Source organism: Clostridium sp. AM22-11AC (assembly GCF_003473545.1).
GTDB lineage: Bacteria > Bacillota > Clostridia > Lachnospirales > Lachnospiraceae > Enterocloster.
The window spans coordinates 27,987-39,929 of record NZ_QUCM01000010.1 but is presented as its reverse complement, the minus strand read 5'-3'; the positions used below and the strand labels follow the sequence as shown (position 1 = coordinate 39,929).

Here is an 11,943-nt window from a genome sequence, read left to right as displayed (position 1 = left end):
TGAATTACAAGATATGTGATGCATCACGCATCACGCATCAAACATCATCTGTAGAACCAGCCGCCAGCGGTTGCTGCAGATGTATGATCGTGCAAGACATGTCAGAGGGCCCTGACGGTTTGACGCAACGTGAACCTCAATTCACACATTACAAAAGGAGGTGTATCTCATCAACCGAATACTCCACATGATCATCAAACTTGTGGGAGCTATCAATGATCTGTTATGGGGAGATTTAATTATCCTGGAATTCTCAGGGGGAGAAGTTCAGTTTGGTCTTTCTCTTCTGGTATTGATCCTTATTCCAGCGGGTTTATACTTTACATTTAAAACTAAATTTCTTCCATTCCGCCTGTTCCCGGAAATGATCCGGGTCACACTGGAAAAAGACGACGCAAAAAAAGATGAAAACTCTATATCCGGTGTTCAGGCACTGATCGTTGCTACCGCTACCCGCGTAGGTATGGGTAACTTAGCCGGTGTTGTTGCTGCTATCTCATTTGGCGGCGCAGGAGCTGTTTTCTGGATGTGGCTGACCGCACTCATTGGTTCTTCCAGCAGCTTCGTAGAGTCTACCCTGGCACAGATCTACAAAGAAAAAGACCCACTCTACGGCGGTTATCGCGGCGGTCCTGCCTATGTAATGGACCGTATCCGACTGGTGACAAAAATCAAACGAGAAGATGTTTTCGTAAAGAACGTAAAAGAAGAAGCCGAATATGTGGCAGATGATGAACAGACTTATTACACCCGCGGTTGTAAATACGGTCTTTTAGGAACCGCATTCGCACTCTCCGGACTGCTTTGCTGGGCAGGTATCAGCCAGGTAATCGGAAACTCCGTTACCACTTCCTTCCAGAACGCATTCGGTATCCCGCAGGTTGCAACTGCTACCATTCTGGTAGCTATGTCCGCAGTCATCGTTCTTCGCAAGAACGCAACTGTTAAGGTTTTAGATATGGTAGTTCCTGTTATGGCAGGCGCCTACTTCTTAGTAACTCTGTTCGTTATCATTAAGAACATCACCCTGCTTCCATCTGTTATTGGAAACATTTTCTCCCAGGCATTCGGTATCAGACAGTTTGCCGGCGGCGGACTTGGTGTAATCGTAATGAACGGCGTAAAGCGCGGACTTTTCTCAAATGAAGCAGGTAGTGGTTCTGCTCCATGTGCTGCAGCCGCAGCAGAAGTCAGCCATCCGGTAAAACAGGGCCTTATCCAGGCACTTGGTGTTTTTATCGATACATTAGTGATCTGCAGCTGTTCCGCATTCCTGATGCTTTTAGCTCCGGCTGAAAAGATCGAAGGTCTTATGGGAATGGACCTTTTACAGGCAGCTATGAACCATCACCTTGGATATGCAGGCGTTGTATTTATCGCAGTTGTACTCTTCCTGTTCAGCTTTTCCACTTTCCTTGGCATTCTCTATTATGCCCGCTGCAACGTATCTTACGTATTCGGCGATACCTGGAAAGCTCAGACAGGATACAAGATCTTTTTACTGATCATGCTCTTTATCGGCGGCGTGGCAGCCTATGAATTTGTCTGGGAACTTGGCGACCTTGGCGTAGGCCTTATGACAGTATTTAATATGATCGCGATCGTCCCACTCTCCGGCCAGGCCATCAATGCCTTAAAGGATTACGAAACTAATTATAAGAAGAAAAAAGCATAAAAACATATTATTAATTAAGCAAAAAGCGTAATGTTGCGCTGCAAAAAACTATATAAAAACTATATAATAGGAGGATTTTTTAATGGAGAAGAACATGGATATGATGAAATTTGCGCCGGAGCCTTTCAAGATCAAAATGGTAGAGAACATGGCACGCTTAGACAAAGAAGAGCGTAAAGAAGCGATCAAGACTGCTGGTTACAATACATTCTTATTAAAGTCTGAAGAATGCTTTATCGACCTTTTAACTGACTCCGGAACCAATGCAATGAGTGATCATCAGTGGGCTGGCCTTATGTTAGGCGACGAAGCTTACGGTGGATCCCGCAACTTCTATCACCTGGAAGAAACTGTTCGTGAACTGTTTGGCTTTAAATATGTAGTTCCTACTCATCAGGGACGTGGCGCAGAGAACATTCTCTCCTCTCTGACCATCAAGCCAGGCGATTATGTTCCAGGCAACATGTACTTTACTACCACCCGTTTCCATCAGGAGCGCAATGGTGCTACTTTCCGTGATGTTATCATCGACGAAGCTCACGATCCAAGTGCAATCCTTGATTTCAAGGGCAACATCGACTTAAATAAATTCCAGGCACTGATCGACGAAGTTGGCGCAGAGCACATTCCTTATATCTGCCTCGCTGTTACCGTAAACCTGGCAGGTGGACAGCCTGTTTCCATGGCTAATATCAAAGCTGTTTCCGAACTGGCTCACAAATACGGCATCAAGGTTATGTACGATGCTACCCGTTGCGTTGAGAACGCATACTTTATCAAGACCCGTGAACCTGGCTACGAGAACAAGACCATCAAAGAGATCGTTCATGAAATGTTCTCCTACGGCGATGGCTGTACAATGTCTGGTAAGAAAGACTGCTTAACCAACATCGGTGGTTTCCTGTGTATGAACGATCATGACCTGTATGTTCGCGCAACTGGAATGGTTGTACAGTTTGAAGGAATGCCTTCTTACGGCGGTATGGCAGGAAGAGATATGGAAGCAATGGCTATTGGTCTTCGCGAGTCCATGAACTTCGATTACATCAGCCACCGTGTAAACCAGATCCGTTACCTGGGCGAAAAGTTAGACGCAGCAGGTGTTCCAATGGTTAAACCTTACGGCGGACACGCGATCTTCGTAGATGCAAGAGCATTCTTAGATCACTTAGATCAGGAAGAGGACTTCCCAGCTCAGGCACTCTCCGCAGCAATCTACGAGTTCTCCGGCGTTCGTACAATGGAGCGCGGCATCATCTCTGCAGGACGTGATCCACACACCCGTGAAAACCACGTTCCGAAACTGGAAACCGTTCGTCTTACAATCCCGCGTCGTGTTTATACATACGCTCATATGGATTATGTTGCTGACGCTATCATCGGCCTGTACCAGAGAAGACATGACATCAGCGGTCTGAAATGGGTTTACGAGCCAGAAGTTCTCCGCTTCTTCACTGGACGTTTCGAGCCAAAGAACGGCGAACTCATTAAGGGCTTCTAATAAGAAAGCACGCAATCACCTCTTATTTATAGCAGTTACTCCTAAAAAATCCGGGGGCGGCCCACATGGGCTGCCTCCGGATTTTTGATGCAATGCATTTATAATTCCCGTCACATTTAGTAGGCCGTTTCATGGACCCATACATTATATATACAACAAACGCGCCCTAAAGGCGCGTCTGCTTATTTTTACTTATTACTTTCTAACGATCAGTGACTTACCAGTCATCTCTTTTGGCTGCTCCATACCCATTAATTCGATCAGGGTCGGTGCGATATCGCACAGTGCGCCGCCTTCACGAAGCTTCATGTCAGCGTCTGCATTTACCAGGATAAATGGAACCGGGTTGGTAGTATGAGCGGTGTATGGCTCTCCCGTCTCATAGTCTACTAACTGCTCTGCATTTCCGTGGTCAGCACAGATAAACATAACGCCGTTTACTTCCTTTAATGCTTCTACAGCACGGCCTACACACTCATCTACTACTTCGATTGCCTTGATTGCTGCTGCTTCTACGCCTGTATGTCCAACCATATCCGGGTTAGCGAAGTTGATGATGATCACATCATATTTGCCGGACTTGATCGCCTCAGTTAACTTATCGCATACGCCGTAAGCGCTCATCTCCGGCTTTAAGTCGTAGGTAGCAACTTCCTTTGGAGAAGGAACCAGGATGCGGTCTTCCCCTTCGTTTGGCTCTTCTACGCCGCCGTTAAAGAAGAAGGTAACGTGAGCATATTTTTCCGTCTCAGCAATTCTTACCTGCTTCTTGCCGTTTGCTGCCAGGAACTCGCCAAAGGTATTGGTAATGGACTCTTTCTTAAATGCAACCAGTTTGTTGGTAATGGTTTCATCATAATCGGTGAAGCATACATATACCAGGTCTAACTTCTTCTCTCTTGCAAAACCGTCAAAATTGTCATCGCAGAATGCATGGGTGATCTCTCTTGCACGGTCCGGACGGAAGTTAAAGAAGATAACGGAGTCACCGTCATTGATCGTTGCCAGTGCTTTTCCGTTTTCAGTAACTACAAATGGTACAACGAACTCATCGGACTTTCCTGCATCATAGGAAGCCTGGATGCCTTCAGTAGCGCTTGCTGCTGTATTTCCTTCGCCCTTTGTAAGAGCCTTGTAAGCTAACTCTACACGATCCCATCTCTTATCACGGTCCATTGCATAGTAACGTCCCATAACAGATGCTACCTTGCCTGTGCCAAGCTCTGCCATCTTTGCTTCCAGCTCAGTAACAAATTCCTTGCCGGATTCCGGTGGTGTGTCACGACCGTCTAAGAAGCAGTGTACATATACTTTTTCCAGGCCATTTCTCTTTGCCAGCTCTAACAGGCCGTAAATATGATTTAAGTGGCTGTGTACACCGCCGGTAGATACCAGACCGAACAGGTGCAGAGCGGAATTGTTTTTCTTGCAGTTTTCTACTGCTGTTAAAAATTCTGGTACATTAAAGAAATCACCGTCGTTGATCGACTTGGTAATTCTTGTCAGCTCCTGGTATACAACACGGCCTGCGCCCATATTTAAGTGTCCTACCTCGGAGTTACCCATCTGTCCTTCCGGAAGTCCTACTGCAAGGCCGCTTGCCTGGCCTTTTACAAATGGACACTGGCTCATTAACTGATCCATAACAGGAGTTTTTCCTTCGCATACTGCGTTGTGCTCACAGTTATCATTCAGTCCATAGCCGTCCAGGATCATTAATACTACTGGTTTCTTGCTCATATCTGTTTTCTCCTCTTAAATCTGCCTTTTTTACTAAGGCTTTATAAAATGGATACAAATGCCCTGAGACCCGTTTTCACGACCCCAGGGCTAAATTCGCAACCACCCGGACGGCGCATCTTCTTGCACGGCTTTGCCGCACAAGAAGCATCAGAGATCACTCCAATGTGAAATCTGCCCCAAAAAGGCGCTTACAAGCAAGCTTGACGCTCCTTTTTGGGTCAAATTTACCGCCGTCCTGAGTAATTATCTGTTATAGTTTACGATCTTACCAAAGTCTGGCTTTAAGGAAGCGCCGCCTACCAGGCCGCCGTCGATATCCGGCTGTGCAAACAGTTCTGGTGCGCTTGCTGCTGATACAGAACCGCCATACTGGATACGGATAGCCTGTGCAGTTGCCTCATCATAGATCTCACCGATGCATGCGCGGATCGCTGCGCATACTTCTTCAGCCTGATCTGTGGTTGCTACCTTACCGGTTCCGATAGCCCAGATCGGCTCGTAAGCGATAACAGCTGTCTTTGCCTGATCTGCTGTTACGTTTAAGAAAGCGATCTTGATCTGCTGACGGATCCAGTCAATGGTAATGCCCTGCTCTCTCTGAGTTAAAGATTCACCGCAGCAGATGATAGGAGTAATTCCATGCTCAAATGCCTTTAATACTTTCTTGTTTACGGTCTCATTTGTTTCAGCAAAGTACTCTCTTCTCTCAGAGTGGCCGATGATCACATACTTAACGCCTGCGTCATTTAACATGTTTGGGGAGATCTCGCCTGTATAAGCGCCCTTTTCCTCAAAATACATGTTCTCAGCACCGATCTGGATATTGGTTTCCTTTGCTGCTTCCATTGCCGGAATGATATCAATAGCCGGTACACAGAATACTACATCTACTTCATCATTTACTACTAATGGTTTTAATTCGTTTACAAGAGCAACTGCCTCAGAAGGTGTCATGTTCATCTTCCAGTTGCCTGCGATGATCTTCTTTCTTGCCATAACTTCCGTCTCCTTTATACACATACACGACTCACAGGCGGTCTGTTTTTATCCCCAGTTATTTCTAAAACAGCCGCCTGCAATATCAGTTATCTTTATTTGTCATCTGCTGCAGCTACGCCTGGCAGTTCCTTTCCTTCCAGGAATTCCAGAGAAGCGCCGCCGCCGGTAGAGATGTGGCTCATCTTATCAGCAAATCCTAACTGATTTACTGCTGCTGCAGAGTCACCACCACCGATAATGGTAGTTGCGTCAGTATCAGCTAAAGCCTGAGCTACTGCGATGGTTCCCTTTGCAAGAACAGGGTTCTCGAATACGCCCATCGGTCCGTTCCAAACAACGGTCTTAGCGCTCTTAACAGCTTCAGCATACAGCTTTGCGCTTTCTGCACCGATATCCAGACCCATCTTGTCATCTGGGATAGCGTCTACAGAAACGTTCTCTACAGGGATCTCAGCATCGATCGGATCTGGGAAGGAAGCTGCTACTACAGCATCTACTGGAAGTAAAAGCTTCTTGCCAAGCTTCTCAGCCTTTGCCATCATTTCCTTGCAGTAATCTAACTTGGTATCGTCTACTAAGGACTTACCGATCTCTTTGCCTTCAGCCTTTAAGAAGGTGAATGCCATACCACCGCCGATGATCAGTGTATCGCACTTTTCAAGGAGGTTAGAGATAACATTTAACTTATCAGCAACCTTAGCACCGCCTAAGATAGCAACGAAAGGTCTTACTGGATTTTCAACTGCATTTCCTAAGAAATCGATCTCTTTCTGCATTAAGTAACCAACTACGTTGGAGCCGCCCTTTGCAGAGATGAACTTGGTAACGCCTGCTACAGAAGCATGTGCTCTGTGGGAGGAACCGAATGCGTCGCATACATAATCATCAGCCAGATCAGCCAGTTCCTTGCTGAACTCTTCGCCGTTCTTGGTCTCTTCAGCGCCGCGGAAACGTGTATTCTGCAGAAGAACTACATCGCCTTCCTTCATAGCTTCTACAGCCTTGGTAGCTGCTTCGCCGGTTACATTGTAATCAGATACGAAAACAACTTCCTTGCCTAATTTCTCAGACAGTCTCTTTGCTACTGGAGCTAAAGACTCGCCTTCGTTCGGGCCATTTTTAACTTTTCCTAAGTGGGAGCACAGGATAACCTTTGCGCCGTCGTTAATCAGCTTCTGGATGGTTGGCAGAGCTGCTACGATACGGGTCTCATCTGTGATCTCGCCGTTCTTTAACGGTACGTTGAAGTCGCAGCGGACTAAAACTCTTCTTCCCTTTACATTGATATCATCGATTGATTTCTTGTTTAACATGGTGGATATCTCCTTTCAGTAAACTCGCAAATAGATAAATTTATTTCGCGAAAAAAGGGCCCGGTCCTAAAGACCGGACCCCTTATGAGTCTTTAAAATCTGGATTTATGATCTGGATTATGCTAACTCAGCGAAGTACTTGATAGTTCTTACCATCTGGCTGGTGTAAGAATTCTCGTTGTCATACCATGAAACAACCTGTACTTCATACAGATCATCAGCGATATGGGAAACCATAGTCTGGGTTGCATCAAACAGAGAACCATATCTCATACCGATAACGTCAGAAGATACGATCGGATCTTCATTGTATCCGAAGGACTCAGATGCAGCAGCCTTCATAGCAGCGTTGATCTCTTCTGCAGTTACGTCTGCCTTCTTAACAACAGCTGTTAAGATTGTGGTAGAACCGGTTGGTACAGGTACACGCTGTGCGGAACCGATCAGCTTGCCGTTCAGTTCTGGGATAACCAGGCCGATTGCCTTAGCTGCGCCAGTAGAGTTAGGAACGATGTTAGCTGCGCCTGCGCGTGCTCTTCTTAAGTCGCCCTTTCTGTGTGGTCCGTCAAGGATCATCTGGTCGCCGGTGTAAGCGTGGATGGTGCTCATGATACCGCTCTGGATTGGAGCGTAGTCATTTAATGCCTTAGCCATAGGTGCTAAGCAGTTGGTGGTGCAAGATGCAGCGGAGATGATGGTATCTTCTGCTGTCAGAGTCTTCTCATTTACAGAGTAAACGATGGTCTTTAAGTCTTTTCCAGCTGGTGCGGAAATAACAACCTTCTTAGCGCCTGCATCGATATGAGCCTGTGCTTTTTCCTTGGAAGTATAGAAGCCAGTGCACTCTAATACTACATCTACGCCAAGTTCGCCCCATGGAAGGTCAGCAGCCTTTGGCTCTTTGTAGATAGTGATCTTCTTGCCGTCAACTGTGATGGAATCTTCTCCAGCCTCTACAGTGTGCTTGCCTTCGCCAATGCGTCCAGCGTATCCACCCTGTGCTGTATCATACTTTAACAGATGTGCTAACATCTTAGGATCGGTTAAGTCGTTGATTGCTACTACCTCGTAACCCTCTGCTCCGAACATCTGACGGAAAGCCAGACGTCCAATACGTCCGAAACCATTAATTGCAACTTTTACTGCCATGATTCAATTCCTCCTAGTTTGTTAAAAAAATATTATTTGTTAAATATTAATCAACTGCCTACATTGTACTCAATTTTATCCAAAATAGCAAGCCTTTTTTTTGTTTCTGCCATTCTGACTATTTTCTCTCATAAATTCCATTAATTTTCAGCGCATTTTTATTTTCTCAATAGAAGGGTGGGGCATAGACTTGTTATTGTGGCAGTTTATGAGTATAATGTGAGAGACGAATACAGCTGCCGCACTCCCCGTGGGGCAGATATGTGCTTTTATGGATACAAACGCAATATGATAAAAAGGAGGCATATCACTATGGATGCCATTTATGACTGCCATCTCCACACAGAATTTTCCGCAGACTCCGAAACCCCGGTACGGGATCAGTTAGAAAAAGCCATCTCCCTTGGAATGAAAGAGATCTGTATTACCGATCATCATGATTACGGCAGCGAATTCTGTCCTGACGATTTTACGTTAGACATTCCTTCTTATATAGAAAGTTTACGCAAAATACGGGACGAATACGCTGGACGGATCCGTTTAAATATAGGGATCGAATTAGGATTACAAAACCATGTAGGTGAGTATCTCCACGATTTTGCCAAAACCTTGGGAAAGGAATTTGATTTTGTCCTTGGTTCCAGCCATTTCGTAGACCGGATGGATCCATATGAAAGGGAATACTGGAAACATTTCGAGGAAAAAGAAGGATTTCGTGCATTTTTTGAAGTATCCCTTAAGCGGGTACAAAACCTCCTTGATACTTTCGACTCCTATGGCCACCTGGACTATGTTGTAAGATATGCTCCCCATAAAAATGAATTTTATTCCTGGAATGATTACGAACCCTATATCCGTCCTCTTTTAAAACTTCTTATTGAAAATGGAAAATGCCTGGAATGTAACACAGGCGGCATCCGCTATGGACTGGGAAACACCAATCCATGTGCTGATGTTTTCCGTCTCTATAAAGAACTGGGCGGTGAAGGGATCACCATTGGCTCTGACGCCCATACGCCGGAAACTTTAGGCATCGGCTTTGACTACTGCCGGGAAATGTTAAAAGAATATGGTTTCCGCTATTATACAGTATTCCACGAAAGAAAAGCGGAGATGCTCCCATTATAGGGGCGTCTCCGCTTTTTTACAGAGTTTTTTACAGATCCATGTATCGTGCCAATGACATTTGCAAGACGGCTCCATTAATCTGCCTTCATCTGCTCTTTTACATCTTCTCTTAACTGTTTCCAGGCTTCTTTATCTTCTACATAATACTTCGGGCACTGTTTTCCATTAATATCATAATGACGGACCACATCGGAACTTTTAAGTTTTAACTGTTTGCAGAGCCATGCTGTCAATTTCACCACTGACTCATAAGAAGCGTCATTAAACTTGCCTGTATCATCCGCATGACAGACTTCAATGGAAAGCGTATCGTCATTTCTGGGAGCATTGGCATATGCCACCTCATCAATGGGAATGCACTGGATCACTTCCCCGTCCAGTCCCACTACAAAATGGCTGCTGGAAGAAACCCCCTCTTTCTGTGCATCCTGGTCTGCCAGACCGTCAAAATAGTTTCTGGTAGCCTTTGCACTGGTTCCCGGATTTCCCACATAATGGATCACAATATTTTTCACCTGCCTGCGGGTCACATCCGGGCGGGAAAAAATATTTTTCCGCAAAAAATCCTGCTGTACCCAGTCAGGCATTTCCACTGCTTTCAGATCAATTGTATTTTCAGGCTCTCTTCCCCATATACAATAGCCGCTTCCAAGACCGGTGAGAATACCGATCATCATTGCCATAAAAACGGCCGCCATAGGAAAGGTTATCACCTTTCGTTCTCGCTTTTCCAAGTTATCTATCCCCTGTATCTTATCTTTTTTCCAATATAACATTATTCCCTGAAAAACTCAATGAAGAACTTCTTAAGGACTTGCAGTAAATTTTATGAAGATTATAATATCTTTTGCAACTTTTTTCCCGGTTCATGCGTCTAATAAGTGTAAGACATGAAAGGAGAACATATCATGAACCATTCTGATCAGACAAAACAAATAACCGCGCAGACGGAAAAAATGCTCATTGACCAATATGAGCGCCTTTACCGCCTGGCCTACAGTTATGTACATAACGAAGCAGACGCTTTGGATATCGTCCAGGAAAGTGCCTGTAAAGCCATTACACAGTGTAAAAATTTAAAGGATACAGAAAAACTTTTTCCATGGCTGTGCCGGATCGTAGTAAATACAAGCCTGGACCTGCTGCGAAGCCGGACAAAAGAGCAGCCTGCCGAGGAACTTCCTGAAACGGCAACAGAAGATACATATGAGGAATTTGACTTAAAAGAAGCACTGAACCATTTGGAACCGAAAAACCGCACCATCATCATCCTTCGCTATTTTGAAGATATGAAATTAGAGGACATTGCCCTTGCGGTAGCCGAAAATGTAAACACCGTAAAAGCAAGATTATACCGGTCGTTAAAAAAGCTTCGGATCCATTTAGACGGCACTGCCAGTTTTTAAAAGAAAGGAGCACATATTAATGAAAGAACAGGATCGTAATTTAGAATATTTTGATGATTTAGATAAACTGGAGTCTTTAAAGCAGGAATATAACAACATTCCCGTTCCAGAAGCCGCAAAAGCACGTATCATGTCAGGTATCCAGAAAGGAAAAACCATGAATAAAAAACACAACCCATTTTTCCGTATTTTACGCACCACCGGCACTACTGCTGCCGCTGCTGTAGTAGCTCTGGCCATTGTCACCAACGTAAGCCCAACCATTGCCAATGCCATGACAAACCTGCCGGTGATCGGTGCCATTGCAAAAGTGGTCACTTTACGTACATACGAAGATAAGACCAATCATTTTGAAGCCAAAGTGGATATTCCGGAAATAGACTCTGCACCGGAAGCTGTAAACCGCTCCATTGAAGACTACGCAAATGAACTGATCGCCCAGTACGAAAAGGATCTTCGGGCATCCCAGGGAGAAGGCAACTACTCTCTCACTTCTACTTACAAGGTAGTAACTGACACAGACAGATACCTGTGCCTGCGCATTGACACCACCCTTGTGATGGCAAGCGGAACCGAATACACCAAGGTATTTACCATTGATAAGACCACTGGTGATATTATTTCTCTTTCTGATTTATTTAAAAACAAACCGGAAATGCTCACTGCCATCAGCGACAACATAAAAGAACAGATGAAACAGCAGATGGCTGCCGACTCCTCTGTTACTTATTTTATTGACAGTGACATGCCGGAATGGGATTTTAAGGAATTAAAAGGTGATGAAAGCTTCTATTTTAATGAAAAAGGAGAACTGGTCATTACTTTTGACGAGACCGAGGTAGCCCCGGCTTATATGGGAGCTGTGGAGTTTACCATTCCCCAGTCTGTAACCGGTGATCTGAAATAATAGCAAAACAGCCGCAGGAACACATCAAAGGTGCATTTCCTGCGGCTGTTTTCTTATGTACTAGGAAATTCCGTTGGAACTCTCTAGTACACAAAAAGGCACGACCTGCCAACGATGCGCAC

The 11,943-nt window shown here is 45.1% G+C and carries 10 protein-coding genes; 5 read left to right on the top strand and 5 right to left on the bottom strand.

All coding sequences use genetic code 11. The features are described from left to right. Window positions 1–187: 187 nt before the first annotated feature. Complete coding sequence (locus DW251_RS10570) at window positions 188–1,675, top strand: alanine/glycine:cation symporter family protein (protein WP_118301036.1); 1,488 nt, start codon at window positions 188–190, stop codon at window positions 1,673–1,675. Window positions 1,676–1,775: 100 nt separating this feature from the next. Beyond that, window positions 1,776–3,176 carry a tyrosine phenol-lyase gene (locus tag DW251_RS10565; protein WP_347474654.1) on the top strand — a complete coding sequence of 467 codons (1,401 nt, stop codon included), beginning with the start codon at window positions 1,776–1,778 and terminating at the stop codon, window positions 3,174–3,176. 195 nt (window positions 3,177–3,371) lie between these two features. Here the strand turns inward: DW251_RS10565 and gpmI are convergent, their stop codons facing one another. The 4 genes from gpmI to gap all read right to left on the bottom strand — a co-directional run bounded on the left by gpmI (window position 3,372) and on the right by gap (window position 8,380). Beyond that, window positions 3,372–4,916, bottom strand: coding sequence for a 2,3-bisphosphoglycerate-independent phosphoglycerate mutase (gene gpmI, locus DW251_RS10560; RefSeq protein ID WP_118301034.1), 1,545 nt, complete (start codon window positions 4,914–4,916; stop codon window positions 3,372–3,374). 246 nt (window positions 4,917–5,162) lie between these two features. Beyond that, window positions 5,163–5,915 (bottom strand): triose-phosphate isomerase, encoded by a 753-nt coding sequence (gene tpiA, locus DW251_RS10555; protein WP_118301032.1) that lies wholly within the window; start codon window positions 5,913–5,915, stop codon window positions 5,163–5,165. Window positions 5,916–6,010: 95 nt separating this feature from the next. After that, window positions 6,011–7,231: a phosphoglycerate kinase gene (locus tag DW251_RS10550; RefSeq protein WP_021868994.1), complete on the bottom strand. Its 1,221-nt coding sequence runs from the start codon at window positions 7,229–7,231 to the stop codon at window positions 6,011–6,013. 117 nt (window positions 7,232–7,348) lie between these two features. Further along, window positions 7,349–8,380 (bottom strand): type I glyceraldehyde-3-phosphate dehydrogenase, encoded by a 1,032-nt coding sequence (gene gap / locus DW251_RS10545; RefSeq protein ID WP_021868995.1) that lies wholly within the window; start codon window positions 8,378–8,380, stop codon window positions 7,349–7,351. Between the two features lie 312 nt (window positions 8,381–8,692). Here gap and DW251_RS10540 point away from each other — a divergent pair, with 312 nt between their 5' ends. Further along, window positions 8,693–9,508, top strand: a complete 816-nt coding sequence (locus DW251_RS10540) for a histidinol-phosphatase HisJ family protein (RefSeq protein WP_118301031.1) — start codon at window positions 8,693–8,695, stop codon at window positions 9,506–9,508. 74 nt (window positions 9,509–9,582) lie between these two features. Here DW251_RS10540 and DW251_RS10535 read toward each other — a convergent pair whose 3' ends face one another. Further along, complete coding sequence (locus tag DW251_RS10535) at window positions 9,583–10,206, bottom strand: peptidoglycan recognition family protein (protein ID WP_243034925.1); 624 nt, start codon at window positions 10,204–10,206, stop codon at window positions 9,583–9,585. A 210-nt stretch (window positions 10,207–10,416) separates the two neighbouring features. On the opposite strand from DW251_RS10535, the gene DW251_RS10530 reads away from it, so the two are divergent. Both DW251_RS10530 and DW251_RS10525 read left to right on the top strand, forming a co-directional pair. Next, complete coding sequence (locus DW251_RS10530) at window positions 10,417–10,914, top strand: sigma-70 family RNA polymerase sigma factor (RefSeq protein WP_021868998.1); 498 nt, start codon at window positions 10,417–10,419, stop codon at window positions 10,912–10,914. A gap of 19 nt (window positions 10,915–10,933) precedes the next feature. Beyond that, a complete protein-coding gene (locus DW251_RS10525; protein WP_021868999.1) occupies window positions 10,934–11,821 on the top strand; it encodes an RsiV family protein in 888 nt (295 codons plus the stop codon). The last annotated feature ends 122 nt before the right edge of the window (window positions 11,822–11,943 follow it).